28 protein-coding genes are annotated in these 23,620 nt (G+C 69.6%); 15 read left to right on the top strand and 13 right to left on the bottom strand.

The features are described from left to right. Nucleotides 1-29: 29 nt before the first annotated feature. Nucleotides 30-419: a VOC family protein gene (locus tag ABZS64_RS07890; protein ID WP_355824666.1), complete on the top strand. Its 390-nt coding sequence runs from the start codon at nucleotides 30-32 to the stop codon at nucleotides 417-419. A gap of 131 nt (nucleotides 420-550) precedes the next feature. Then, entirely contained in the window at nucleotides 551-1,810 is a 1,260-nt protein-coding gene (locus tag ABZS64_RS07885) for an ABC transporter substrate-binding protein (RefSeq protein ID WP_355824664.1), read from the top strand. A 16-nt stretch (nucleotides 1,811-1,826) separates the two neighbouring features. On the opposite strand, the gene ABZS64_RS07880 is transcribed toward ABZS64_RS07885, so the two are convergent. The 8 genes from ABZS64_RS07880 to ABZS64_RS07845 all read right to left on the bottom strand — a co-directional run bounded on the left by ABZS64_RS07880 (nucleotide 1,827) and on the right by ABZS64_RS07845 (nucleotide 8,744). Continuing rightward, nucleotides 1,827-2,579, bottom strand: coding sequence for an ABC transporter ATP-binding protein (locus ABZS64_RS07880; protein WP_355824661.1), 753 nt, complete (start codon nucleotides 2,577-2,579; stop codon nucleotides 1,827-1,829). Nucleotides 2,580-2,583: 4 nt separating this feature from the next. After that, nucleotides 2,584-3,450, bottom strand: coding sequence for an ABC transporter ATP-binding protein (locus tag ABZS64_RS07875; protein WP_355824658.1), 867 nt, complete (start codon nucleotides 3,448-3,450; stop codon nucleotides 2,584-2,586). Then, entirely contained in the window at nucleotides 3,440-4,432 is a 993-nt protein-coding gene (locus tag ABZS64_RS07870; protein ID WP_355824655.1) for a branched-chain amino acid ABC transporter permease, read from the bottom strand. Before ABZS64_RS07870 ends, ABZS64_RS07875 begins: the two co-directional genes overlap by 11 nt. Before the next feature lie 13 nt (nucleotides 4,433-4,445). Further along, entirely contained in the window at nucleotides 4,446-5,444 is a 999-nt protein-coding gene (locus ABZS64_RS07865) for a branched-chain amino acid ABC transporter permease (RefSeq protein WP_355824652.1), read from the bottom strand. A 98-nt stretch (nucleotides 5,445-5,542) separates the two neighbouring features. Beyond that, nucleotides 5,543-5,950 carry a peptide-methionine (R)-S-oxide reductase MsrB gene (msrB, locus tag ABZS64_RS07860; protein WP_355824650.1) on the bottom strand — a complete coding sequence of 136 codons (408 nt, stop codon included), beginning with the start codon at nucleotides 5,948-5,950 and terminating at the stop codon, nucleotides 5,543-5,545. 13 nt (nucleotides 5,951-5,963) lie between these two features. Then, the gene (gene murC / locus ABZS64_RS07855) at nucleotides 5,964-7,358 is read right to left on the bottom strand and encodes a UDP-N-acetylmuramate--L-alanine ligase (RefSeq protein ID WP_355824647.1); all 1,395 of its coding nucleotides are present in this window, start codon (nucleotides 7,356-7,358) and stop codon (nucleotides 5,964-5,966) included. A gap of 44 nt (nucleotides 7,359-7,402) precedes the next feature. After that, nucleotides 7,403-7,873 (bottom strand): indole-3-glycerol phosphate synthase, encoded by a 471-nt coding sequence (locus ABZS64_RS07850; RefSeq protein ID WP_355824644.1) that lies wholly within the window; start codon nucleotides 7,871-7,873, stop codon nucleotides 7,403-7,405. A gap of 106 nt (nucleotides 7,874-7,979) precedes the next feature. Beyond that, nucleotides 7,980-8,744 (bottom strand): pyrimidine reductase family protein, encoded by a 765-nt coding sequence (locus ABZS64_RS07845; protein WP_355824641.1) that lies wholly within the window; start codon nucleotides 8,742-8,744, stop codon nucleotides 7,980-7,982. Between ABZS64_RS07845 and zapE the strand changes: the two genes are divergently transcribed. The 6 genes from zapE to ABZS64_RS07815 all read left to right on the top strand — a co-directional run bounded on the left by zapE (nucleotide 8,743) and on the right by ABZS64_RS07815 (nucleotide 13,326). Continuing rightward, complete coding sequence (gene zapE / locus ABZS64_RS07840) at nucleotides 8,743-9,852, top strand: cell division protein ZapE (protein ID WP_355824638.1); 1,110 nt, start codon at nucleotides 8,743-8,745, stop codon at nucleotides 9,850-9,852. The genes ABZS64_RS07845 and zapE overlap by 2 nt on opposite strands. Before the next feature lie 38 nt (nucleotides 9,853-9,890). Further along, nucleotides 9,891-10,316 (top strand): OsmC family protein, encoded by a 426-nt coding sequence (locus tag ABZS64_RS07835; RefSeq protein WP_266482248.1) that lies wholly within the window; start codon nucleotides 9,891-9,893, stop codon nucleotides 10,314-10,316. A 149-nt stretch (nucleotides 10,317-10,465) separates the two neighbouring features. Then, a complete protein-coding gene (locus ABZS64_RS07830; RefSeq protein ID WP_355824634.1) occupies nucleotides 10,466-11,824 on the top strand; it encodes an alkaline phosphatase PhoX in 1,359 nt (452 codons plus the stop codon). Nucleotides 11,825-11,957: 133 nt separating this feature from the next. Then, a complete protein-coding gene (locus tag ABZS64_RS07825; RefSeq protein WP_355824632.1) occupies nucleotides 11,958-12,149 on the top strand; it encodes a solute carrier family 23 protein in 192 nt (63 codons plus the stop codon). Nucleotides 12,150-12,158: 9 nt separating this feature from the next. Next, nucleotides 12,159-12,500: a hypothetical protein gene (locus tag ABZS64_RS07820; protein WP_355824629.1), complete on the top strand. Its 342-nt coding sequence runs from the start codon at nucleotides 12,159-12,161 to the stop codon at nucleotides 12,498-12,500. After that, nucleotides 12,436-13,326 carry a PPK2 family polyphosphate kinase gene (locus ABZS64_RS07815; protein ID WP_355824626.1) on the top strand — a complete coding sequence of 297 codons (891 nt, stop codon included), beginning with the start codon at nucleotides 12,436-12,438 and terminating at the stop codon, nucleotides 13,324-13,326. The genes ABZS64_RS07820 and ABZS64_RS07815 overlap by 65 nt, the downstream gene beginning before the upstream one ends. 62 nt (nucleotides 13,327-13,388) lie before the next feature. Here the strand turns inward: ABZS64_RS07815 and ABZS64_RS07810 are convergent, their stop codons facing one another. Continuing rightward, a complete protein-coding gene (locus ABZS64_RS07810) occupies nucleotides 13,389-13,802 on the bottom strand; it encodes an organic hydroperoxide resistance protein (RefSeq protein ID WP_142214965.1) in 414 nt (137 codons plus the stop codon). A 98-nt stretch (nucleotides 13,803-13,900) separates the two neighbouring features. Here ABZS64_RS07810 and ABZS64_RS07805 point away from each other — a divergent pair, with 98 nt between their 5' ends. Then, a complete protein-coding gene (locus tag ABZS64_RS07805; protein WP_355824622.1) occupies nucleotides 13,901-14,398 on the top strand; it encodes a MarR family transcriptional regulator in 498 nt (165 codons plus the stop codon). 86 nt (nucleotides 14,399-14,484) lie between these two features. On the opposite strand, the gene ABZS64_RS07800 is transcribed toward ABZS64_RS07805, so the two are convergent. Both ABZS64_RS07800 and ABZS64_RS07795 read right to left on the bottom strand, forming a co-directional pair. After that, a complete protein-coding gene (locus ABZS64_RS07800) occupies nucleotides 14,485-15,723 on the bottom strand; it encodes a S1 family peptidase (RefSeq protein ID WP_355824620.1) in 1,239 nt (412 codons plus the stop codon). Nucleotides 15,724-15,874: 151 nt separating this feature from the next. Beyond that, complete coding sequence (locus ABZS64_RS07795; RefSeq protein WP_355824617.1) at nucleotides 15,875-16,360, bottom strand: hypothetical protein; 486 nt, start codon at nucleotides 16,358-16,360, stop codon at nucleotides 15,875-15,877. A gap of 174 nt (nucleotides 16,361-16,534) precedes the next feature. Between ABZS64_RS07795 and ABZS64_RS07790 the strand changes: the two genes are divergently transcribed. Then, nucleotides 16,535-17,425, top strand: a complete 891-nt coding sequence (locus tag ABZS64_RS07790) for a polysaccharide deacetylase family protein (protein ID WP_355824615.1) — start codon at nucleotides 16,535-16,537, stop codon at nucleotides 17,423-17,425. Between the two features lie 25 nt (nucleotides 17,426-17,450). Here ABZS64_RS07790 and ABZS64_RS07785 read toward each other — a convergent pair whose 3' ends face one another. Both ABZS64_RS07785 and ABZS64_RS07780 read right to left on the bottom strand, forming a co-directional pair. After that, complete coding sequence (locus tag ABZS64_RS07785; protein WP_355824612.1) at nucleotides 17,451-17,627, bottom strand: hypothetical protein; 177 nt, start codon at nucleotides 17,625-17,627, stop codon at nucleotides 17,451-17,453. 200 nt (nucleotides 17,628-17,827) lie between these two features. Beyond that, nucleotides 17,828-18,502, bottom strand: coding sequence for an AIM24 family protein (locus tag ABZS64_RS07780; RefSeq protein ID WP_355824610.1), 675 nt, complete (start codon nucleotides 18,500-18,502; stop codon nucleotides 17,828-17,830). An 81-nt stretch (nucleotides 18,503-18,583) separates the two neighbouring features. Between ABZS64_RS07780 and ABZS64_RS07775 the strand changes: the two genes are divergently transcribed. The 5 genes from ABZS64_RS07775 (at nucleotide 18,584) to ABZS64_RS07755 (ending at nucleotide 23,620) form a co-directional block, all read left to right on the top strand. Next, nucleotides 18,584-19,300: an aminoacyl-tRNA hydrolase gene (locus ABZS64_RS07775; protein ID WP_355824607.1), complete on the top strand. Its 717-nt coding sequence runs from the start codon at nucleotides 18,584-18,586 to the stop codon at nucleotides 19,298-19,300. Between the two features lie 107 nt (nucleotides 19,301-19,407). After that, on the top strand, nucleotides 19,408-20,169 hold the full coding sequence (locus ABZS64_RS07770) for a DUF4142 domain-containing protein (protein ID WP_355824604.1): 762 nt from the start codon (nucleotides 19,408-19,410) through the stop codon (nucleotides 20,167-20,169). Between the two features lie 139 nt (nucleotides 20,170-20,308). Beyond that, entirely contained in the window at nucleotides 20,309-21,643 is a 1,335-nt protein-coding gene (locus ABZS64_RS07765) for a DUF692 domain-containing protein (RefSeq protein ID WP_355824601.1), read from the top strand. Between the two features lie 6 nt (nucleotides 21,644-21,649). Further along, on the top strand, nucleotides 21,650-22,642 hold the full coding sequence (locus tag ABZS64_RS07760; RefSeq protein ID WP_355824598.1) for a TIGR04222 domain-containing membrane protein: 993 nt from the start codon (nucleotides 21,650-21,652) through the stop codon (nucleotides 22,640-22,642). Nucleotides 22,643-22,864: 222 nt separating this feature from the next. Continuing rightward, nucleotides 22,865-23,620, top strand: coding sequence for a DUF4142 domain-containing protein (locus tag ABZS64_RS07755; protein WP_355824595.1), 756 nt, complete (start codon nucleotides 22,865-22,867; stop codon nucleotides 23,618-23,620).

Here is a 23,620-nt window from a genome sequence, read left to right as displayed (position 1 = left end):
GGCTTGGTCATACGTATAACGTGGCGCCCATGTCGCATATCGCCCTGGTCACCCTCGTCGTCCGTGACTACGACGAGGCCATCGCCTTCTACACCGACGCGCTCGGCTTCGAGCTGGTCGAGGACACCGACCGCGGGGACGGCACCCGCTGGGTGGTGGTCCGCCCGCCCGGCTCAGGCCGCGACACCGCGCTGCTGCTGGCCCGCGCCGCCGACGAGGCCCAGCGCGCGAGCGTGGGCGGGCAGACGGGCGGCCGGGTCGGCTTCTTCCTGCACACCGCGGACTTCGCGGCCGACCACGCCAGGATGACGGCGGCCGGCGTCCGCTTCCTGGAAGAGCCGCGGCACGAGCCGTACGGCTCGGTCGCGGTCTTCGAGGACCTGTACGGCAACCGCTGGGACCTGTTGCAGCCCAAGTAGGGCTTCAGTCGCACGAAGTGCTCTCCGCCCATTTCGAGCCGAAATAGGCTGATCGTTCTACTCTCATTACAGAGGGCGGCGGAAGGCCGGCCTGTCGACCCACCGCCAGCCTCCGCTGAGAGGAGACGGACATGAAGACGTCTGTACGGCGGTCCGCGATCTTCACGAGCGCGGCCGTACTCCTGCTGACCGCATGCGGCACGAGCGGCAGTGCTCAGTCCTCGGCCCCCGCCAAGGACGGCGACGGTCAGCTCAAACTCGGGTACGTGCTGCCGGAGACCGGACAGCTGGCCTTTCTGGGGCCGCCGATGATCCAGTCGACGAATTTCGCGGTCAAGACCATCAATGACGCCGGTGGTGTGCTCGGCAAGCCGATTCCGAAAGTGGTCGGTGGTGACGAGGCGGGGCAGGAGGCCGTGGCGTCACAGTCGGCGGACCGCGTACTGAACTCGGGTGTCGATGCGATCATCGGTGCCGCGGCTTCCGGGATGTCGCTGGCGATCATCGACCGGGTCACCGGTGAAGGTGTCGTCCAGTGCTCCGGGTCCAACACCGCACCCACGTTCACCGACTACGACGACGGCGGGTTCTACTTCCGTACCGCGCCGAGCGACGCCCTCCAGGGGCCGATCCTGGCGAAGACCATCCAGGGCGACGGCCACAAGCGCGTGGCCCTGGTCGCGCGTGCCGACGACTACGGAAAGGGGCTGCTGGACTCCACCAAGAAGGCGCTGGAGGACGGCGGCGCGACCGTGACGGTCGCCCAGACGTACGACACGAAGGCCACGAACTACGACCAGCTCGTGCAGCAGGTCAAGAACTCGAAGCCGGATGCCGTCGTGGTGATCGCCTTCGAGGAGGGCGCGCAGATCCTCCAGGGCCTGATCGAGGCAGGACTCGGGCCCCAGCAGGTCGGTGTGTACGGAACCGACGGGCTGCGGAGTGAGGAACTGCCTGCCCTCGTAGCCCCGGGCAAGCCCGCCACGCTCGCCGGGATGAAGGGGACGGCTCCGGCATCGGCGTCCAACCCGCAGTATGTGAAGGCGTTGAAGGCGTTCGCGCCGAGCCTGAAGGTACTGCAGTTCGCACCGCAGACTTTCGACTGCGTGACGACCGTCGCGCTCGCTGCGGAGCAGGCCAAGTCGGACGACCCGGGCAAGTTCGTCGACGAGATGATCGCGGTCACCAAGGACGGCGAGAAGTGCAACTCGTTCGCCGCCTGCAAGAAGCTGATTGCCGAGGGCAAGGACATCGACTACGACGGCGTGAGCGGTCCGCTCGACTTCACCGACGCCGGTGAGCCCGGCCAGGCGACGATCGAGGTCTACACGTACAACGAGAAGGGCCAGCTGCAGACCGTGAGTACCGAGGTGAGCAAGGGTCAGCAGTGAGGGAAGAAAGCGGAGTTCAGCGGACGCGGGCGAGGGTGCCGAGGTACAACTCGATCACCTTCTCGTCGTGCAGCAGTCCCATACCGGTACCGGTGTGGGCGTTGCGGCCCTGGTCGAGGACGTAGCCACGGTCGCAGATCTGCAGGCACCTGCGGGCGTTCTGCTCGACCATGAGCACGGCGACGCCCGCGCCGTTGATCTCCTTCACCCGGTCGAACACCTGGTCCTGGAAGATCGGGGACAGTCCCGCTGACGGCTCGTCGAGCAGCAGCACCTGCGGCTCCATCATCAGCGCCCGGGCCATGGCGAGCATCTGCCGCTCACCGCCGGACATCGAACCGGCCTTCTGTTTCCGGCGCTCGGCCAGCAGCGGGAAGATTTCCTCCACCGCCGCGGTCCGCCGTACAAAGGCCTTGGGCCGCAGATAGATACCCATCCGCAGGTTCTCCTCGACGGTCAGTGCGGGGAAGACGTTCTGCAGCTGGGGTACATACCCGACGCCCCGGCGGACCAGCTCGTGGGCGGGCCGGTTGGTGACGTCCTCTCCGTGCAGCCGTACCTTCCCTTTACGCACGCGCAGCAGGCCGAAGACCGCCTTGATGAGCGTCGACTTTCCGGCTCCATTGGGGCCGATCACGCCGATCAGCTCCCCGGGGCGGACCTCGATGCTGCAGCCGCGCAGCACATCGACGCCCGGCACATATCCGGCGACGATCGCGTCGGCCACCAGCACAGGCCCTTCCACAGGCCCATTTTCGTTCTCGGGCATGGGGTCACGTCTCCTCGCCGGTCGCTTCGGGTTCGTCGTGCCGCTTGCCGAGGTAGGCGTCCACGACGGCGCGGTTCCGGCCGATCGTGTACGGCGGTCCCTCGGCCACGAGGCGGCCGCCTGCCATGACGGCCACCCAGTCGCTGATGCCCATCACCACATCCATGTCGTGCTCGACGAAGCACACGGTCAGCCCCTCGTCGCGCAGCCCGGTGATGTGACCGAGCAGCGACTGGGTCAGTGCGGGGTTCACCCCGGCCATCGGCTCGTCCAGCAGGAGCATGACGGGGCGGGCCATCAGCGCGCGGGCCAGTTCGAGCAGTTTGCGCTGCCCGCCGGAGAGGGTGCCCGCGTACTCGTCACGCAGCTTGGTGAGCCGGAAGCGGTTCAACAGCTCGTCGGCCCGGGCCACGATCTCCCGCTCCTGTCCGCGCCACAACGGCCGCAGCAGCGCGGGCAACAGCCGCTCGCCGCGCTGCGCGGTCGGCGCGAGCAGCATGTTCTCCAGCACGGTGAGCCGGGCGGGGGTCCGGGTGAGCTGGAACGTACGGACCAGCCCGGAGCGGGCGATCCGGTGCGGCGGGCGCCCGCTGAGCGGCTGCCCGTCGAACGCCCACTCGCCGCCGTCAGCCCGGTCGAACCCGCTCACCACATTGAACAGCGTTGTCTTTCCTGCCCCGTTGGGCCCGATGAGCGCGGTGATCGTCCCGCGCTGCACCTCCAGATGCTCGACGTGCACGGCGACGAGACCGCCGAACGTGCGGGTCACGTCGTCCAGCACGAGCAGAGGGTCGGGCTTGCGCACTCCTGGCACAGGCTCGGGCACGGGCTGGGGCTCGGGCGCGGCCGGGGGCTGCGGATCAGCGGCCACTGAGCAACATCTCCTTCCGGCTGCCGAGGATCCCCTGCGGTCTGAACGCCATCAGCAGGATCAGGGCGAGCCCGACCAGGGCGAAGCGGACGGCGCCGATCTCCGACGTGCTGATCACGTCGGACGAGATGTAACCGGCGTCGATGGCCTGCCGCAGTGCGCTGTCGATGAAGGTGAGCACGAACCAGAAGAGGATCGAGCCGACGACGGGGCCGAGGATCCGCCCGGCACCGCCCAGCACGAGCAGGGTGTAGAGGAAGAAGGTGACGGCCGGATCGAAGCTGTCCGCGCTCACCGACTGCACCTGGATGGCCTGCAGCATTCCGGCGACCCCGCCGAGCACACCGCCCAGCACGAGGCTCGTCATCTTGTACGCGTACACGTTCTTGCCGAGGCTGCGTACGGCGGTCTCGTCATCGCGGATGGACCGGATGACACGGCCCCACGGGCTGTGGATCAGCAGGGCCATCAGCAGCCCGACGATCACCACCAGGGCCCAGGCGACGATCATCACCCACAGGTCCCGGGCGCTGAACGTGACCGTCCAGAAGCCGTACGAGCCGCGCGGGATGGGGTTCAGATCGTAGAAGTCGTTGGCGAACCGCTGGAGCCCGAACACACCGCCGGTGGTCGGCTCGGCCCAACTGGACCGGTAGAACAGCCGTAGCGTCTCCCCCGCGGCGATCGTGGTGATCGCGAGATAGTCGGCGCGCAGCCGCAGGGTCGGCAGACCGAGCAGCAGGGCCAGCACGATCGAGGAGGCCAGTCCGACCAGGATGCCTAGCCACATCGAGCCGCCCCACGTCACGACGGTGATGGCGAGCCCGTAACCGCCGACGAGCATGAAGCCGACCTGGCCGAAGTTCAGCAGGCCGGTGTAGCCGAAGTGCAGGTTCAGGCCCATGGCGGCGAGCACGTAGATGGCGGCAATAGGGCCGATGCCGGAGCGCAGGGCGTCGGAGAGGATGACGTTGAATTCCATGGCACACCACCCCTCAACCGATGCGTTCGCGGTGGCCGAGGATGCCCTGCGGCCGGACGAGCAGGACGATGATGAGCGTGAGCAGCGCCCACGCGTACTGCAGGTCGACCGGGAACCACAGCGTGGACATCTGGGCGACGATGCCGATGACGAGGCTGCCCACCATCGCGCCGTACGCGGAGCCGAGACCGCCGAGGATGACTCCGGCGAACATGAGCAGCAGCAGCTTGAAGCCCATGTCCCAGGTGACGATCTCGACCAGTCCGAAGAAGACCCCGCCGAGGGCGGCGAGCGCACCGCCGAGCATCCAGACGAACGAGACGACCCGCTGCACATCGATGCCCGAGGCCTCGGCGAGGTCGCGGTTTTCGGAGACGGCCCGGATGGCCGTGCCGATCCGGGTCCTCTGGAGCAGCGCGGCGACACCGAGCAGCGTCAGTATCGAGAGCAGGGTGACGGTGAGATCCCGTGGGGTGATGCCCACCGGGCCGAGGTCGTACGCCTTCTGGATGTCGTACTGGGCAAAGGAGCCGGGCCGGGTTCCGTACAACACGAGCACGATGTGCCGCAGCAGCAACGACAGTCCGATCGTGACGATGAACATGTTGATCAGACCCGTGCCGCGGGCCCGCAACGGCCGCCAGAGACCACGGTCGATGCCCAGGCCCAGCAGGGCGCCGAAGGCCACGGAGACGATCGCGGCGGGGATCAGATGCCAGCCGGGACCGGCCGGCGAGACATTCAGGAAGAACGCGAACGTGGCGCCGATCGTCACGAGCTCGCCGTGCGCGAAGTTGATCAGGTGGATGGTCCCGAAGATCAGGGACAGGCCCACCGCGCAGATCGCGATGATGACGCCGAACTGAATCCCGTCGATGAGCGCCTGCAGGGCCCGGGCACCGAACCCCGGGCCGTGCGGTACCTCCTCTTCACCCTGCGCCGCCGCGGTGGCCGCGGGCAGCATCACAAGGAGCAGGGCGAGCGCCGGTACGAACAGCCGCTGATAGCGCACAGTGACTCCGGTATGTCACAAACACCCTTTGTGACTCAGTGTAAGTGCAGCTCGGGCTGGGCGCTCAGCCATCGCCGGGAGTCGGCTCGTGTCCGGTGTCAGCCCTCGTCGGGCGTCAGCCGCAGCGAAATGCTGTTGATGCAGTACCGCTGATCGGTCGGGGTCGGATACCCCTCGCCCTCGAAGACATGACCGAGGTGCGACCCGCACCGCGCGCACCGGACCTCTGTGCGGCGCATCCCGTGCGAGCGGTCCTCGATCAGCTCGACGGCGTCGGTGTCCTTCGGGTCGTAGAAGGACGGCCAGCCGCAGTGCGACTCGAACTTCGTGTCGGAGCGGAAGAGTTCGGCGCCGCACGCCCGGCAGGAGTACACGCCCTCCGTCTTGGCGTCCGTGTACTCACCGACGAAGGCAGGCTCGGTGCCGGCCTCGCGCAGGACTTTGTACTCCGCGGGGGACAGTTCCGCGCGCCACTGCTCGTCCGGCTTTTCGACGTCGTACGACATGAAAACGGCTCCCTCAGTTCGACAGGCGGGCCAGGATGACGGGACCGAGGTCCGTGACGTCGCCCGCGCCCATCGTGAGAACCAGATCGCCGGGCTTCGCCATTCCCGCGACGACGTCGGGGACGGTCGCCTTGTCGTGCACGGCCGTGACGTCCGCGTCCGCCGCCCGGGCCGCGTCGATGATCAGGGCGCTGGTGATGCCCGGGATCGGGTCCTCGCGGGCCGGGTAGATGTCCAGGACCACGGACGCGTCGGCCAGGGCGAGGGCCTGGCCCATCTCCGTGCCGAGCTCCTGGGTGCGGGAGAAGAGGTGGGGCTGGAAGACCACGAGAAGCCGCGAGTCCGCCGCGGCGCCGCGCATCGCTTCCAGGTCCGCGGTCATCTCGGTCGGGTGGTGGGCGTAGGAGTCGATCACCTGGACGCCGGCGGCCTCGCCCTTGAGCTGGAGGCGCCGCTTGACGCCGGTGTACTTGCCGATCGCCGACGCGAGGTTGTGCGCGGGGATCCCGAGCGCCACTCCGGCGGCGAGCGCGGCCACGGCGTTGAGCGCGTAGTGGCGGCCGGGCACCGAGACCGTGAAGGTCAGGAAGCGCCCGTCCAGAAGGACCGTGACCTCGCTTGTGAGGCCGCGCGGGGTGATCTTGTGGACGCGCACGTCGGCGGACGGGGACTCGCCGTAGGTGACGACCTTCAGCGTGGACAGGTCGCGGACGCGCTGGGTCAGCTCCACCGCTCCGGACTGGTCCGCGGAGATCACCAGCGTGCCGCCCGGGACGACCTTGCCGACGAAGGTCTCGAAGGAGTCGTAGATCTCGTCCATCGAGGCGTAGTTGGCGTGGTGGTCGAGCTCCACATTGAGGACGATCGCGACCTCGGGGTCGTACTTCTGGAAGCTGCGGTCGCTCTCGTCGGCCTCCGCGACGAAGATCTCGCCCCCGCCGTGGCGGGCGTTCGTCCCCGGCCCTGCGAGGTCGCCGCCGATGGCGTACGAGGGGTCGAGGCCCAGCTCGGTCAGGGCCACGGCCAGCATGGAGGTGGTGGTGGTCTTGCCGTGCGTGCCCGCGACGGCGATCGAGCGCAGGCCGGTCATCAGCGAGGCGAGCGCGTCGGAACGGTGCACGACCGGGACGGACAGCTCGGCGGCGCGCGCCAGCTCCGGGTTGTCCGCGCGGATGGCGCTGGAGACGACGACACAGCTGGCGTCGGACGCCAGATGCTCGGCCGCGTGCCCGATATGGACGGTGGCGCCGAGCTCGCGCAGGGACTCGGCCGTCGCCGACTCCTTCGCGTCGCTGCCCGCGACCTTCGCGCCGCGCTGGGCGAGGATCTTGGCGATGCCCGACATTCCGGCGCCGCCGATGCCGATGAAGTGCGGGCGTTCCATGGCGCTAGGGATGGCGGGTGCCATGCGTGTGTCTCCCCAAGATGTACGAGTGCGTGCGAGGGCCCAGCCTATTCGCTGTGCGCGAAGAGCTTGAGCACCGGTACGCCGACCTTGTGGCGGGCCCTGGAGGCCCAGTCCCGGTGGAAGAACTCCTCCACGTAGTGCGGCTCGGTCAGCACGATCACCTCGTCGGCGCCCGACTCGTCCACCACGGACGTCAGTTTGTCCAGCGGATGCTTCTCGACGACCTCGCCCACGGCCTGGCTGCCCGACGCCCGCAGGGCCGCCAGCGAGTGCTCCAGGGCCAGCCTGGCGGGGGCCTCGGCGTCTCTCCCCTCGGGCTTGTCGCCCTCACGGACGGCTTGCTTCAGTTCGCCGAGCGCGACGTCGTCAATGGCTCGCAGGAGGACGTCGGCCTGGTCGCCGCGGGGCTGCATGAGCACGATGAAGGACACGCTCTCGTCCCCGTGCAGGCTCGTGACGAATTCCACGTCTTCCGACGTCAGGGGCTTCTCGATCATCAATACGCTTGTGAACACGTCAGGAGCCCTTCTGCGGAAACCATCCTTCCCCGTGCCCGCACGGGGTCTGCGAGAGTAAGTGTGCCCAGCGGAAGCTAACCGGTACGACAAGTTCCACCCCTTGTCAGATGCGACGGTAGCGGGTGAAAAGGAACCCCGCCTCCTCCAGCACGGACGCCAGGGCCAACCTCTCCGGAACGGCCAGGGCCGGTCCGCCCGCGATCCGCTGCGCGTCCCCCGCCGTCAGCGTCGGCGACACGGTCAGACACAGCTCATCCAGTATCCCGGCCGCCACGAACTGACCGAGCAGCCGCGGGCCGCCCTCGGTCAGCAGCCGTGTCAGGCCGCGCTCCGCCAGCGCCCGTAGCGCCCTGGCCGGCTCCACTCCGGGTCCGTCCCCGGCGATCACCACCTCCGCGCCCGCCTTCTCCGCCTCGCGGACCCGGTCCGGGGGCGCCGCGGCCCCCGTCAGCACCAGTGTCGGCACCAGCGGCCCGGCGAACAGGGGGAGCGAGAAGTCGAGGTCGAGCGAGGCGCTGACCACGGCGATCGCGGGGGCGGGGCCCTGGCCGGCCGCGGCCCGCCGGGCCGCGAAGGCCTCCCGGGCGCGGGCGGGGCGGTACCCCTCGAGGCGTACCGTTTCGGCGCCGACCACCACCGCATCGGCCAGCCCCCGCAGCGTGCCGAAGATCCGCATGTCGGTGTCGGAGGAGATCCCCTGCGAGCGGCCTTCGTGCTGGGCCGCACCGTCCAGCGTGGAGACCATGTTCGCCCGCAGCCAGGGGCCCTCCGCGCCGTCCGGATACGCATAGGCGTCGGCCAGCTCGTCCAGGGACCACTCACGGTCCACTGTGGCTGTCTGGTCGGTCACAGGGAGCAGACGTCGCATGCAGTGCAGTCTTCCACGGCGCTTACAGTTAGGAACTGTGTCGACCAGTGCCATAACCGAAGCGGCCCCGCTGTCCCTCTGCGCCCGCGAGCCGCATGTCCCCGCCGACCGGCTGGTCGCCGAGATGGTGCCGCCGCCGCGCTTCGACTCGGTGCGCTTCGACACGTACGTCCCGGACCCGAACCAGCCGAGCCAGCGCGAGGCCGTCACGGTCCTCAGCTCCTTCGCCGCGGGCCTGGGCGGGGCGCACGCGAGCGGCTCCGGCCGGCGCAGGTGGTTCGCCAAGAAGCCCGCTGCCCCCACCGCCCCGCGCGGCGTCTACCTCGACGGCGGCTACGGCGTCGGCAAGACGCATCTGCTCGCCTCCCTGTGGCACGCCACCCCCGCCGAGGCGTCCCTCAAGGCCTTCGGCACCTTCGTGGAGCTGACGAATCTGGTCGGCGCCCTCGGCTTCCAGCAGACCGTGCGGACCCTGAGCGGGCACCGGCTGCTCTGCATCGACGAATTCGAGCTCGACGACCCGGGCGACACCGTCCTCGTGTCGACGCTCCTCGGCAAGCTGGTCGACGCGGGCGTGGCCCTGGCCGCCACCTCCAACACACTGCCGGGCAAGCTCGGCGAGGGCCGGTTCGCGGCGGCCGACTTCCTCCGTGAGATCCAGGGTCTTTCCGCGCACTTCCGCCCGCTGCGGATCGACGGCGAGGACTACCGTCACCGCGGTCTGCCCGAGGCCCCTCCCCCGTACTCCGAGGAACAGGTCGAGAAGGCCGCGTACGCCACCGAAGGGGCGTCCCTCGACGGTTTCCCGCAGCTGCTCGAGCATCTCGCGAAGGTGCATCCGAGCCGGTACGGGGCGCTCACGGACGGTGTGCGCGCCGTCTGCCTCACCGATGTGCAACCCATTCCCGACCAGTCGACGGCGCTGCGCCTCGTGGTGCTCGCCGACCGGCTGTACGACCGCGAGGTGCCCGTGCTCGCGTCCGGAATGCCCTTCGACCGACTGTTCAGCGAAGAAATGCTGAACGGCGGCTACCGCAAGAAGTACTTCCGGGCGATCTCCCGGCTCACCGCGCTGGCACGGGACGCGAAGGGGCTTGTGGCGCAGTAGGTTTGGGGGCGTCACCCCGACCGAAGGGAACCACCATCATGGCCGCTACGCGTACCGCCCACACCATCTGGGAGGGCGATCTCCTCAAGGGATCGGGCGAGGTCACCCTCGACTCCTCCGGCAACGGCACCTTCGCCGTCTCGTGGCCGGCCCGCACCGAGCAGCCCGGCGGCAAGACAAGCCCGGAGGAACTGATCGCGGCCGCCCACTCCAGCTGCTACTCGATGGCGTTCTCCAACATCCTGGCCAAGGCCGGCCACGCGCCGACCCGCCTGGAGACCAAGGCCGACGTCACCTTCGTGCCTGGCGAGGGCATTACCGGCAGCCACATCACCGTGCGCGGCGAGGTCCCGGGCCTGGACAAGGACCGCTTTCTCGAGCTGGCCGAGGACGCCAAGAAGAACTGCCCCGTAAGCCAGGCGCTCGCCGGTACGACGATCACCCTGACCGCCGAACTCGCCTGACCCCTGCCCCTCGCACGGCCCTGCGCCCGGCTCCGCGCCTGGCACAGCGACACACAAAGGCATAGTGGCCCGCACGGTTCTCGTGTCAGCGATCTGCGTGATACACACGTGCGGGTCACATCTCCTGTCCGCCAGCAGGGAGTTGCCACATGTCCGCAACACGACGTCAAGTCCTGGCAGGTACCGGCGCGTTGGGCGCCGGGATCGCCTTCACCGGAGCCTTCTCCGAACTCTTCGCGGGCACCGCGGCCGCCCGCGGCCACAGCGGGTACGGCCCGCTCGTCCCCGACCCGGCCGGGCTGCTCGATCTGCCGAAAGGCTTCCGCTACAAGGTCCTCTCCCGCGAGGGCGACGCACTGCGCTCCGGCAAGGGAAAGGTCCCCAGCAACCACGATGGCATGGGCGCCTTCGCCGGCCGCCGCGGCCGCGTGCATCTCGTCCGCAACCACGAGAACCGCGTCACCGCCAAGATCGGCGTCCCGGCGGTCGAAGGCCTCACCTACGACCCGATGGGCAAGGGCGGCTGTACGGCGCTGGAGCTGGACGGCCGCAACAACGTGCTGTCCGAGCGGGTCGCCATCGCAGGCACGGCCGTCAACTGCGCGGGCGGGCCCACCCCGTGGGGCACCTGGCTCACCTGCGAGGAGACCGAGGACAGAGCAGGAACCAACGGCTACACCAAGGACCACGGCTTCATCTTCGAGGTCGACGGCGCCGATCCACGCCGTACCGGAGCCGTGCCGCTCACCGCGATGGGCCGCTTCCAGCACGAGGCCATCGCCATCGATCCGAAGAGCGGGATCGTGTACGAGACGGAGGACGCCTTCGACCGGCCCTTCGGGCTCTTCTACCGCTTCCTGCCGGACAAGCCGCTGGGCGGCACCGGTTCGCTGCGCGCGGGCGGCGCCCTGGAGGCGATGCGAGTGCCGGGCGTGCCCGACCTGTCCGCGATCCAGGAGACCGGCGCGAGCTTCGACGGGATCGAGTGGGTGCCCGTACCGGACAGCCAGGCGAAGCAGACACCCGTCCGGCTGCAGGACTTCGGCCCGAAGGGCATCACGCACGCGCAGAAGCTGGAGGGCTGCTACTGGGGCGGGAGTTCGGTGTACTTCGTCTCCAGCTTCGCCCAGAGCAAGATGGGCTCGGCGGCGGACCACTTCGGGCAGGTGTGGAAGTACGAGCCGCACCGGCGCCGTCTGACGCTGGTGATCGTCTTCGGTCCGAGCACGGACATCCAGCTGCCCGGTGAGTCGCCGGACAATATCTGCCTTGCACCCAGCGGCGGTCTGATGGTGTGCGAGGACGGGAACGGCGCGCAGCATGTGTACGGGCTGACCAAGCGCGGCGAGGTCTACCCGATGGCGCGCGGCGCGCAGAACATCGGCACGCCTGAGGCACCGGAGTGGGGCGAGTTCGCGGGCGTCACCTTCTCTCCGGACGGGGAGACCATGTACGTCAACTGCTATACGCCCGGCACGACGTTCGCGGTCACCGGGCCGTGGCGCTGATGCACTGACCCTGCTGGGGCGGGTGCGCAACACGTGCGTAACGCATCCGCCCCAGGCGCTCAAAGATCGCCTGCATCAATGCTGGTCCGACTCCCGAAAGGCCTGGCGTCTTTCCGGAGTCCTGGGCGGCACGATGAACTCCTTCATGGACACGGTCTTCGGCCAGAACGTCGGTCTCATCGGCATGACGAAGGTCTTCAGCCGGTACCCCACGGCCGTGGCCGGCGGCATTCTGGTGGCGCTCGGCCTGGTGCCCAAGCTGGGCGAGGTGGTGGCCGCGCTGCCGGGACCCGTCGTCGGCGCGGCGGGTCTGGTGCGGTTCTAGTCGGTCGCGATGGTCGGCATCAACACTCTGCGCCGGGTCGACCTCGGCCAGGGCCACAACCTGATCATCGCGTCGGTCTCGCTCGGTGTGGGCCTGCTGCCCGAGATGGCGGACGGGATCTATGACGGCTTCCCGTCGTGGGCGCAGATCATCACGGGAAGCGGCATCACCAGCGCCGCGGTGACCGCGTTCGCGCTGAACCTGCTCTTCCACCACACCACGCTCGCGGGAGCCGGGGTTCCGTCGCACGATCGAGGGAACGGACCGGAGCCGGAAGGGGTGCGCCGTGGCCACGAAGGACGACCTGGAGCGGGAGAGGGAGTCGGAGAAGGAGCCGGAAGTACTCCGTGAGCTGCTGCGCGTCCCCGGCGGCGAGCACGTCGACCTCTCCTCCTACGCAGCCGACGCCACTCCCGCCGGGCCCCGGAAGAAGGCCGAGGGGCTGGCCGCGACGGCCCGGATGGGTGAACGTCTGGCCGATCTCCAGGAGCGTCTGTACGCGTCGAGCACGGCGGGCGACCGCCGCCGCATCCTGCTCGTACTCCAGGGCATGGACACCAGCGGCAAGGGCGGCACGGTCAAGCACGTCATCGGCCTCTTCAATCCGTCCGGCTGCCGGATCAAAGCCTTCAAGGCCCCGACTCCGGAGGAGAAGAACCACCCCTTCCTCTGGCGGATCACCGATGCCCTGCCGCAGCCGGGCGAGATCGGGATCTTCGACCGCTCGCACTACGAGGACGTACTGATCGCCCGGGTCCGCGAACTGGTGCCGCGCAAGCAGCTCGGGCCCCGCTACGCCGAGATCAACCGCTTCGAAGAGGGCCTCGTCAAGGACGGGGTCACGATGGTGAAGGTGTTTCTGCACATCAGTTACGAGCAGCAGCGCCGCCGTCTGCTGGAGCGGCTCGACAAGCCGGAGAAGCACTGGAAGTTCAACCCGGGCGACATCGAGGAGCGGGCGGTGTGGCCCGACTACCAGAGGGCGTACGGGATCGCCCTGGAGCGCTGCTCGACGGAGGCGGCGCCCTGGTATCTCGTACCGTCCGACCGCAAGTGGTACCGGAACTGGGCCATCAGCAAGCTGCTCCTGGAGCATCTCGAGGCACTCGATCCGCAGTACCCCGAGGCCGACTTCGATGTGGACGAGTGCCGCAAGAGGCTGCTGGACATGCCGTGAGCCCCGTCGCCGGATCGCGGCGACGGGGCTCGGGGCGCACCCGCTGAATGAGCGGGAACCGACTACTCGATGACGAGCTCGATCGGCAGGTTGCCGCGGGTCGCCTTGGAGTACGGGCAGTAGGCGTGGGTCTTCTCCAGCAGGTCGCGGCCCGCCTCGCCCTGGAGGTGGTCGGGAAGCTCGACGCGCATGATCACGGAGAGCCCGAAGCCGCCGTCGGTGTCCTTGCCGATGCTGACCTCGGCGGTCACGGAGGCGTCCTTGACGTCGATCTTCTCCTGGCGGCCTATGGCACCCATGGCGCTGGCGAAGCAGGCGGCGTACCCGGCGGCGAAGAGCTGCTCGGGGTTGGTGCCCTGTCCGTTGCCGCCGAGGGCCTGGGGGAAGGCGAGCGGCAGGTCGATGTGGCCGTCGGAGCTGACAGCGCGGCCTTCACGGCCATTGGCGGTGGCGACAGCGGTGTAGAGCGCGTCCATGAGTTGCATCCCTCTTCGTCCGTGGGGAACCGATGGCATAACTACATCACACAATTCAGTTGTGCACAACTCAGTAGCGCGCAGGTATGCTGTTCCCCATGGAGAAGACGACGCTGACGACCGTGCCGGACGAGGACTTCCTGCGCCTCGACCACCAGATCTGCTTCTCGCTGCACGCCGCGTCCCGCGCCTTCAACGGTGTCTACCGCAGCGCGCTGAAGGATCTGAACCTCACCTATCCGCAGTACCTGGTGATGCTGGTGCTCTGGGAGCACGGCGAGCTGCCGGTGAAGCGGATCGGCGAGCACCTGCGCCTCGACTCGGGCACGCTGTCGCCCCTGCTCAAGCGCCTGGAGTCGGCGGGTTACGTGGAGCGGCGCCGCAGCCCCGACGACGAGCGCTCCGTCACCGCCCGCCCCACCGCCGCGGGCACCGAACTCCGCGAGAAGGCGCTCGGCGTACCGCGCAGGATCGCCGAGGCCACGGGCCTGCCCCTGGAGCGGATCCGGCAGCTGCGCGCCGACCTGGAAGCCCTGACCGCGACGCTGGACGGCGGCGGTCCCGAGGCCTCCGACTGCGCGGCCGCCGACGGCTGAGGCCGGGCGGCGAGGGACACCGGACGGGCCCCCGGCATCGGTCGATGCCCGGGGCCCGTCCCGCCCGTCCTCCCTCCCGTGAAGCGTCAGCCGGTCTGGCCCGCGGGGTCCTCGGCCGCGCCGCTGCCCTGGCCGCTGTCCTGAGCGCCGCCGTTGTCCTGAGCGCCGCCACCCTGGCCGTTGTCCTGAGCGCCGCCGGCGCCCTGGCCGTCGCCGATCTGAGCGCCCACCGCGGCCAGCGCCGTCGTCACCGGCTGGAAGAACGTCTCCCCGCCCGCAGTGCAGTCTCCGCTGCCGCCCGAGGTGAGGCCGATAGCGCTCCCGTCCTGGGTGAAGAGCGAACCGCCGCTGTCACCCGGTTCCGCGCACACATCGGTCTGGATGAGCCCGCTGACGGTGCCCTCCGGATAGTTCACGGTGGCGTTGAGCCCGGTGACCGAGCCGTCCTTCAGGCCGGTGGTGCTGCCCATCCGGAACACCTGCTGTCCGACCGCGGCGTCGGCCGCCTGCGTGATCGGCAGGGTCTGACCGTTGCCCAGGTCGACCTCGCTCGCGGCCTGCGTCGCCGGGTCGTCGTACGTGACCAGTGCGAAGTCGCCGTCGCCCGGGAACGTCGCCGCCTGCACCGTGCCGATGGGCTGGCCGTTCGCGGATTCCGACCACTGCTTGGCTGCGACACCGCAGTGGCCCGCGGTCAGGAAGCCGGGACTGCCGTCCTGGGTGGTCACGTTGAAGCCGAGCGAACAGCGGGCGCCGCCACCGAAGATGGCGTCGCCGCCCTCCAGGAAGGGCTTGAACGTGCCCGCGGACTTCTGGATCCGGGCCACACCGTCGCCCAGGGACTTCACTGCCGTCTCAAGTCTGTCCCAGCGCTCGCCCGCGACCGTGCGGTCCGCCGTGACGAGGATCTGGTTGGTCTTCGGGTCGACGGCCCACGCGGTTCCCGGGATGGTGGCCTTCGCGGCCAGTGTGCCGGCGGCCGACTTCAGTTCGCCCACGCTGTTCTCGACACTTCGCGCGACGGCGCCGGCTTTGTTGACCTCGACGGCGAGATTGTTGTTGTCGCCCACGACGTTCACGACGAGCTGCTGCTTCCCGGCGTCGTAGTAGGCCCCGCCGTAAGCCTCACCGAGCTTCTTGCCCAGTTGCGAGACGATCTCGGCCGCCGAAGCGGCGCTCATCGTCCTGGGGGCCGACCGCGCCTGCGAGTCGTTTCCGGACTGGGAAGCGTTCGCGTGGGGCAGCAGGATGGCCGCTGCAGCGATGCCCACCGCCCCGGCTCCCGCGAGAACGGCCTTCCGCTTGGGTATTCGCCTGTGACTCAACTCGTCGCCTCCTGAGGGGGGTACGGAGTCCGGTTGCCGACGGAAACCGGGGGACGCGTCCGCCCCTTGATACGGATGGGGCGCGAGTTGTACTCATCCACAGTGCGAAAAAGGTCTTCTGACGGACCGTGAGGCGCGGTGAGGCGGAGCCTCACGAAGGCAGTTGGCTGCCGCAACGGCTGCAGTAACGTGCGCCGATCTCCTCGGCGGGGCGGTCGCAGCCGGGGCAGACCCGGTTGAGCAGACAGGCTGCCTCGCCCCCTTCCGCCTCGGCAGCGCTGCGGATGGTGAGTCCCGGACGGCGGCGGTGCACCGTGACGTAGACGAGTCCGTCCTCGTGGGCGAGGAGCCCGCGCCGGGTGCCGCGCGGAATCCAGGCCACACAGCCGGACTCCAGCTGCCGGCGCCCGCCGTCGATCTCCAGGCGGCCGCTCCCGCCCAGCACACAGAGCAACACATCGAGATCCGGCTCGACATGGCCGCTGACCCGGGTGCCCGGCAGCATGCGGATGACATTCGAGTCCAGCTGCCGCCCTTCGCCGGAGAGCCGCCACAGGGCGCCGCTCCGGTCGGCGGGCAGGTCGCGGAGCAGCTCCTCGACATCGGCGAGCACGCCCACCTCAGGGGGCACAGACATGTCATTCCTCCTGAGCACGGCGTCCCTCCGGCCGGGGCATCATCCCACCCGCCGGGCTGGACGGGAGCCTGAGCCTGCGCTCTGACGGAACGTAACCCTGACGCACGTATGCCGCATGCTCAGATAGTCGGACTGATCGGATAGTTTCCGTCAGTGATCACTTTTGTACGAAGAATGGCAACGGCTGTCGTGATGGGCGCCGTGCTCGTCGGTTGCTCCGGCGGCAACGGCGGCAGTGGCGGCAGTGGCGAGAACGGCGGCGGTTCCGCCGTGCCCTCCCCCGACAGGACGGACGCAGCGGCTGCCCCCAAGCCCGGAAAGCCCCTCGCGGACACGGTGCGCAAGGCGCCGACCGTGGCACCCGGGCCCGCTGGCCTCACCCCTGTCTTCGAGCGCGCGGCCACGTCGGCCACAAAAGCGGAGAAGACGGTCGCGCTGACCTTCGACGCCGACATGACCGCCGACCAGGGCCCCCGGGCGGCGCACGGCGAGCACTTCGACAACCCCGCCCTCATCGCCTCGCTGCGCAGGCTGAACGTACCGTCGACGGTCTTCATGACGGGCCGCTGGGCCGAGGAGTACCCGGACCAGGCGAGGTCGATCGGCAACGATCCGCTCTTCGAGATCGCCAATCACTCCTACAGCCACTACGCCTTCAAGTCCCCCTGCTACGGCCTGCCGGTGGTGGAGAAGAACGCCATGCTGGCCGATGTGGACCGGGCCTTCGCCGCGTTCAAGAAGGCCGGGGCGCGCAATGTGGTGCCGTACTTCCGCTTCCCTGGCGGCTGCTACAACAATGCGGCCCTGCGTGCGCTCGCCCCCGCGAAGGTGACCGCGGTCCAGTGGGACGTCGTCAGCGGCGATGCCTTCGCGACGGACGCCGACGCCGTGGCCGAGCAGGTCCTGGCAGGAGTCGGGCCGGGGTCGCTGGTGGTCATGCACTGCACGCGCAGCGCGGCGCCGGTAACCGACGAGGCGGTCCGCAGGATCGTCCCCGAGCTGCGCAAGCGCGGCTACCGCTTTGTGAAGGTCTCGGACCTGATGCGCGGCTCCGGACGGGCTTGATGCGCGGCTCCGGACGGGCTTGATCTCAGCCCGAGCAGGCCGTCCGCTGTGCTTCCTGCCATTCGCAGACCGGGCAGAGCGTCGCACCCTTGACCGACTCCGGGTACTCCGTCGGCTTCCGGCACAGCACGCACTCCGCGAAGGGCGGCCCACCGGCCGCCACAGGCGCGGGGGCGGGCGTCTCGCAGTACGGCTCGTCCATGCGTACGAGGTTAACTCGCGCCGTCCGCGCCGCGGAGGGCGCAGAGGGCGCAGGCCACCGCGCCCGCCGCGCCCGTGTCGACTTTCCGCTGCCGTTCGTGCCCTGGATGCGGACCAGGACGTGTGCGGGCAGGTCGAGATGGACCCCCCGCAGCACTCATGGTCCGCCGAGGCCGTAACGGCGGCCGACTCCCCGGAGTTTCAGTTGGCCGCCTTCTGCGGGGTGAGCTCGCTGGGCCGGACGATCACGAATCCCTCGCCCTGGAGCATCAGCTGGACGGCCTCGCCCGAACCGCCGCGGATCATCGAGCCGACCGACTGCGAGCGGTGCAGCGAGGTGTTCAGCTGGGCGCTCCAGCCGACGACAGCGTCCGTGTCCACGTAGACGGGCTGCTGCCCGGTGACGGGTATCACGATGGGGTTGCCCTCGCAGATGACGGCGAGCTTTCCCCAGCCGGTGAAGACGCTGTTGAACAGGCCGCCGCCGGTCATGCCGGCGCCCTTCACGGTCTTGATCTCGTACGAGAGCGAGGCGTCGAAACACAGAACGTTACGGCCGTTGATGGTGAGCGCGTCACCCTGCTCGATGTCGACGATGAAACAGTTCTGGGCCTCGTGGGCGAACCATGCCTCGCCCTGGCCACGGACCGCCATCAGCGCCAGGCCCTCGCCGGTGACGGCGCGCTTGAGCATGCCGCCTATGCCCTGGCCCTTGCGCTCGAACTGGAGATTGCCGCGGAAGGCGATCATCGATCCCTGTCGCGCGTGCATCTCGCCGTTGACGGCGTACTTGATCGACTTGGCGTTCTGCAGGCTCATACCGGGGACGGTCGCCTGCTGTGCCATGTTCTCGGAGGCGAAGAGATCACTTTTCATGGGGAGCATCGTGGCCCGGAGGATTCCGTTCCGCCAACAATCCCGACGGGGTGAGGCAGAAGCGGCTGGCAGACTGGCCGTGTGAGCAGCGAAGAACCCCGTACCGACAGTCCCTTCCAGCACGAGAACCTCGCCCGCGACGAGGCGCCGCAGTTCGTGCTGCCGCTCGTGGTGCGTATCGAGAAGGCCGAACCCCCGGCCCGTACGGACGCGCTGGAGGCCGCGGCCCGCGCCGTGCTCGCCATCCTCAGCGACGAGCGTTCGCTGGGCGACGGGGAGTGGGCGCAGGCGATGCGGGACTGGCAGGACGCCCGTATCCGCAAGGTGGTGCGGCGGGCGCGCGGCGCGGAGTGGCGCAAGGCCGCGGCGCTGCCGGGCATCACGGTGACGGAAGGGACGGCCGAGGTGCGGGTCTTCCCGCCCGTCCCGCTGGACGGCTGGCCCAAGGAGCTGGCCAAACTCCAGGTCTCAGGCACGGACCTGGACGATTCCGAATCGCCCGCGGCGCCCGACCTCGCGGGTCCGGTCCTCTGGCTCAGCCCGGATCTGGACATGTCGGCGGGCAAGGCGATGGCGCAGGCCGGCCACGGTGCGCAACTCGCCTGGTGGGAGTTGTCGGAGGCGGACCGCAAGGCGTGGCGGGAGGCCGGTTTCGCGCTGTCCGTGCGCACCGCGGAGCCCGCGCACTGGCGGAAACTCACGGTCAGCGGGCTGCCGGTGGTCCGTGACGCGGGCTTCACGGAGATCGCTCCGGGGTCCTGCACGGTGGTCGCGGATCATCCGTCGCTGCGCGGCTGAACACTCGGGACCCGCGTTACGTACCTCTCAGTACCGCCGATTTACTTGAACCACGGTTCAACGGGCGGTTGGTTGCCGTGTAACGCATCGGCTCTGGAGGCACATTGTTGCGGCGCATCAACGGGACAGCACTCATCATCGCGGCTCTGGTCGCCACGGTAGGAGCGCTGGCGTTCCCCGTGTGGTCATACGCGGACCGTTCCGGCACCGGTCAGGACAACGTCAATGCCTCGAGTGTGGCGACCCAGTGGGGGCCACTGACAGCCACGGACCGCGACTTCCTGGTCAAGGTCCGGCTGGCCGGGCTCTGGGAGCTCCCCGCGGGACAGCAGGCGATCGAGCGGGCGCCGACCAAGGCGATCAAGGACGCGGGTGACCACCTCATCGTCGGCCACACCGACCTCGACAAGCGGGCGCGCGACGTTGCGGCGAAGCTCGGCGTCGAGCTGCCGAACCAGCCGAACGAGCAGCAGCAAGGATGGCTGCGGGAGCTGTCGGCGGCGACCGGCCAGGAATATGAGCGCAAGTTCGCGAACCTGCTGCGCAATGCGCACGGCAAGGTCTTCGCGCTGATCGCGCAGGTCAGGCACACCACCCGGAACACGCTGATACGCCAGCTGGCTACGGACGCGAACCAGACGGTGCTCGACCACATCACCATGCTGGAGGGGACGGGGTTCGTCGACTTCGACGCCATCGCGAACGAGGCGGCGGGCGGTGCGACGGCCAGCCCGACCGGTCCGCCGCCGCCGGACGGCAACCTGCCGCCGCAGCCTGCGCCGGTGTCGCCGTCCGGGGACCAGTCGTTCACGTCACGGCCGTCCACACAGCCGGGGGCACCGACAGCGATCAACACGAACCGTCCGTGACACGGTTCCGCACCGGAGCCCAGCAGAGCCGGGCGGAACCCCAAATCAACCTCTGAACGTCCCCTCCTCTGGATTCACCGCCGTCCGGCGGGGCCATAGGCCCTGCACGCACCGTCACACGGCGCAGGGGAGGGGACCCATGGAACTCGGTATCGGTATCGGCTGGCGCCCGGAGATCGCGGACGCGGTGGAGGGCCTGGGCGTCGACTGGGTCGAGGTCGTCGCGGAGAACATCTGCCCGGGCCATCTGCCCGCCGCACTGACCCGGCTGCGCTCGCGCGGCACCCGGATCATCCCGCACGGAGTCTCCCTTGGCCTCGGCGGCGCGGACCGCCCGTCCAAGGAGCGGCTCGCGGATCTGGCTGAGCGAGCGACGGCGCTGGGGGCGCCGCTGGTGACCGAACACATCGCGTTCGTACGGGCCGGAGGCGTGCTCACCGCGTCCCAGCAGCTGGAGGCGGGCCACCTGCTGCCGGTGCCGCGCACCTGGGACGCGCTGAAGGTGCTCTGCGAGAACGTCCGCATCGCGCAGGACTCGCTCCCGGTGCCGCTGGCACTGGAGAACATCGCGGCGCTGATCTCCTGGCCGGACGAAGAGCTCACAGAGGGCCAGTTCCTGGCGGAGCTGGTGGACCGGACAGGCGTCGGCCTCCTGATCGACGTGGCCAACCTCCACACGAACCACGTCAACCGCGGCGAGAACCCGGTGAAGGCACTGGACGAACTCCCGGTCGAGGCGATCGCCTACGTGCATGTGGCGGGCGGCATCGAGCGCGACGGTGTCTGGCACGACACCCACGCCCATCCGGTCACCAGGCCGGTCCTCGACATCCTCTCGGCGCTGCGTGACCGGGTCACCCCACCGGGAGTGCTGCTGGAACGGGACGACGACTTCCCGCCCGCGGAGGAGCTGGCGGCAGAATTGAAGGTGATCCGCACGACGGTGGGAGCGGACGCTGCGCCGGTGCGGCAGGTTGTTGGAACGGCGAGCGAGCCGCGCCGTGAAGCTCGCGCCCGCGGAGGGCTCCAGGATCCGGGACGGGCGGGGTGGGAGAACGCCTCCCCCGGTGCACGCGAGCGCCTCGCGCTCGCCCAGGCCGCTCTCCTCTCCGCCCTCGTCGCGGGCACGCCCACTCCCGAAGGCTTCGACTCCCGGCGCCTGCGCGTCCAGAGCCGTGCGCTGGCCGCCAAGCGGGCCGATGTCGTCGCCAAGGTCGCTCCCGAGCTGCCCGAGATCCTCGGCCACGGGTACCGGGAGGCGTTCCTCGCGTACGCCAAGTCCCGTCCCATGCAGGCCGGTTACCGCCGCGACGCCCTCGACTTCGCCGAGCAGCTGCTCATCGCCGGACGTCCCGAGGACGACGGCGCACGCCGTCTGCTGACCCGCTGGTGGGAGGAGCGCGCCGCCGCGCACCCGCCGCGGCGTGCCACCCGGTTTGTACGCGCTGCCCGTGCTGCCCTCTCCCGGAGGTGAATCCCGATGGTCCTTCTGGCCGTACTCGTCTATCTGGCCATCGGCGCGTCCTCCGCCGTGCTGCTGGTCCGCTCGTCCTCCGCCCGGCCGGGCCACCTGGCCGCGGGGCCCATCCAGCATGTCTACGAGGCCGCGTTCCTCAGCGGCGGCCCGGCCAGGGTCGTGGACTCGGCGATCGCCGCGCTGCACGCGGACGGCCGGCTGGCCATCGGCGGCCCCGGCATCGTCTCCGTACTCCATCCGCTCGCCCATGACCCCGTCGAGCGCGCGGTGTTCGAGCAGCTGGCCGCCGCGCCGACCGGGGCGCTGCACACGCTGCGCCGCGCGGTGATGCGGCACCCGGCCGTGCAGGAGATCGGCGACGGCCTCGCCGCCCGAAGTCTGATGACACCGCCAGGACAGCACCGCGGCCTTGCGGTGTGGGGTCTCGTCCAGGGCATCCTGAGCCTGCTCGCACTGCCGGTCGCCTTCGCCGTCACCATCATCAGCTTCATCGGGGAAAACGAATCCGGACCGCCGTTCATCGTCATGGTCTTCCCGGCGCTGATCCCCGGCAGCGTGATCGGGTTCGTCGTGGCTGCCCGCTCCCGGCGCCGGGTCACCACGGCCGGGCAGCACGCGCTGCGCTCGTACGGAATCCAGTACGCGCAGGCGTACTCGGTGGCCCATCTCGTCGCGCTGCACGGCCTGCGCGCGGTGCCGGACCCGGCGCTCCAGGCGCAGCTGATCGCGGCAGCCCGTATCCCGTCGCCCCGGACGAGCAGCCACTCACCGTCGTACTCGAACTCGTACTCGACGACCGTGTGGTGCGCCGGGTCGAGCCCGGGAGGATCGAGCTGCGGGAGCTCCAGCTGCGGCAGCGGCGGTTCGTCCGGCGGCTCGAGCTGCAGCAGCGGGTCCAGCTGCGGCGGTTCGTCGGGCGGTGGGTCCAGCTGCGGCAGCTCGTCCGGCTCCAGCTGCGGATCGTCGTCCGGCTCCAGTTGCGGCAGCAGCTCCTGAGTCGCCCCAGGTCCTGTCCGGCCGATCTTGCCGGGCTCGCGTGCCCTGGCACGGCACCTCGCTGCGTTGTCGTGGTCGCCGACTCCCCCGTAGCCAGACCCGCTCAATGATCCGGCCTGATCGACCGGACGGGACCTGGCACCCACCACCTCGCACTTCCTCCAACCGCCCACAGGATCATCACGCAGCCGACTAGCGTGCGGACCGCACGCAGGAGGCACCATGCGTTTCCTCACCGGCACCGGCCTGATCGTCGTCGCACTGACGGCGACCATCGCCGCGATCCTCTTCCCCGTCTGGTCGTACGACGACCGTTCAGGAACCGCGGAGGCCAATCTCAGGGCCGGTTCCGTCACCACCCCCTGGGGCCCGCTCTCCGCCGCCGACCGTGACTTCGTCGTCCGGGTCAGACTCGCCGGTCTGTGGGAGCTGCCCGCAGGCCAGCAGGCTGTCGGCCGCGCCCCCACGGTCGCGGTCAAGACGGCCGGCGAGCACCTCGTCGAGGGCCACACCTATCTCGACGCCCGCGTCCGCGAGGTCGCGGCACGGCTGAACCTGGAGCTGCCGAACCAGCCGACCACCCAGCAGCAGGGCTGGCTGAAGGAGTTCACCAAAGCGCGCGGCCAGGAGTACGAGACGAAGTTCGCCAACATCCTGCGCCGGGCTCACGGCAAGGTCTTCTCGCTCGTCGCGGACATCCGCAACAGCACCCGCAACACCCTTGTGCGCGAACTCGCCGACGACGCCAACACCACCGTCCTGGACCACATCAAGATCCTGGAGGCAACCGGCCTCGTCGACTTCGACGCCATCGCGAATCAGGCCGCGGGCACCGGGACCGCAAGCCCGACCGGACCACCGCCGCCCGCCTCGGGGGCGACACCACCGCCGGCCGAGGCCGTCACGCCCACCCCGCCCCCCTCCTTCTCACTGCCGCCCGCGGCATCCCGCCCCCGCTCCGACGTCACGAACAGATAA

Source organism: Streptomyces sp. NPDC005408 (assembly GCF_040606445.1).
Taxonomy (GTDB): domain Bacteria; phylum Actinomycetota; class Actinomycetes; order Streptomycetales; family Streptomycetaceae; genus Streptomyces.
This window is presented reverse-complemented; position numbering and strand designations above follow the sequence as displayed.

Bases quoted from the DNA above. Each gene is read 5' to 3' on its own strand.
- ABZS64_RS07890 (WP_355824666.1), top strand. From the start codon at position 30: ATGTCGCATATCGCCCTGGTCACCCTCGTCGTCCGTGACTACGACGAG.
- ABZS64_RS07885 (WP_355824664.1), top strand. From the start codon at position 551: ATGAAGACGTCTGTACGGCGGTCCGCGATCTTCACGAGCGCGGCCGTA.
- ABZS64_RS07880 (WP_355824661.1), bottom strand. From the start codon at position 2,579: ATGCCCGAGAACGAAAATGGGCCTGTGGAAGGGCCTGTGCTGGTGGCC.
- ABZS64_RS07870 (WP_355824655.1), bottom strand. From the start codon at position 4,432: ATGGAATTCAACGTCATCCTCTCCGACGCCCTGCGCTCCGGCATCGGC.
- msrB (WP_355824650.1), bottom strand. From the start codon at position 5,950: ATGTCGTACGACGTCGAAAAGCCGGACGAGCAGTGGCGCGCGGAACTG.
- murC (WP_355824647.1), bottom strand. From the start codon at position 7,358: ATGGCACCCGCCATCCCTAGCGCCATGGAACGCCCGCACTTCATCGGC.
- zapE (WP_355824638.1), top strand. From the start codon at position 8,743: ATGCAGTGCAGTCTTCCACGGCGCTTACAGTTAGGAACTGTGTCGACC.
- ABZS64_RS07845 (WP_355824641.1), bottom strand. From the start codon at position 8,744: ATGCGACGTCTGCTCCCTGTGACCGACCAGACAGCCACAGTGGACCGT.
- ABZS64_RS07835 (WP_266482248.1), top strand. From the start codon at position 9,891: ATGGCCGCTACGCGTACCGCCCACACCATCTGGGAGGGCGATCTCCTC.
- ABZS64_RS07830 (WP_355824634.1), top strand. From the start codon at position 10,466: ATGTCCGCAACACGACGTCAAGTCCTGGCAGGTACCGGCGCGTTGGGC.
- ABZS64_RS07825 (WP_355824632.1), top strand. From the start codon at position 11,958: ATGAACTCCTTCATGGACACGGTCTTCGGCCAGAACGTCGGTCTCATC.
- ABZS64_RS07820 (WP_355824629.1), top strand. From the start codon at position 12,159: ATGGTCGGCATCAACACTCTGCGCCGGGTCGACCTCGGCCAGGGCCAC.
- ABZS64_RS07810 (WP_142214965.1), bottom strand. From the start codon at position 13,802: ATGGACGCGCTCTACACCGCTGTCGCCACCGCCAATGGCCGTGAAGGC.
- ABZS64_RS07805 (WP_355824622.1), top strand. From the start codon at position 13,901: ATGGAGAAGACGACGCTGACGACCGTGCCGGACGAGGACTTCCTGCGC.
- ABZS64_RS07795 (WP_355824617.1), bottom strand. From the start codon at position 16,360: ATGTCTGTGCCCCCTGAGGTGGGCGTGCTCGCCGATGTCGAGGAGCTG.
- ABZS64_RS07790 (WP_355824615.1), top strand. From the start codon at position 16,535: ATGGCAACGGCTGTCGTGATGGGCGCCGTGCTCGTCGGTTGCTCCGGC.
- ABZS64_RS07785 (WP_355824612.1), bottom strand. From the start codon at position 17,627: ATGGACGAGCCGTACTGCGAGACGCCCGCCCCCGCGCCTGTGGCGGCC.
- ABZS64_RS07780 (WP_355824610.1), bottom strand. From the start codon at position 18,502: ATGAAAAGTGATCTCTTCGCCTCCGAGAACATGGCACAGCAGGCGACC.
- ABZS64_RS07765 (WP_355824601.1), top strand. From the start codon at position 20,309: ATGGAACTCGGTATCGGTATCGGCTGGCGCCCGGAGATCGCGGACGCG.
- ABZS64_RS07760 (WP_355824598.1), top strand. From the start codon at position 21,650: ATGGTCCTTCTGGCCGTACTCGTCTATCTGGCCATCGGCGCGTCCTCC.
- ABZS64_RS07755 (WP_355824595.1), top strand. From the start codon at position 22,865: ATGCGTTTCCTCACCGGCACCGGCCTGATCGTCGTCGCACTGACGGCG.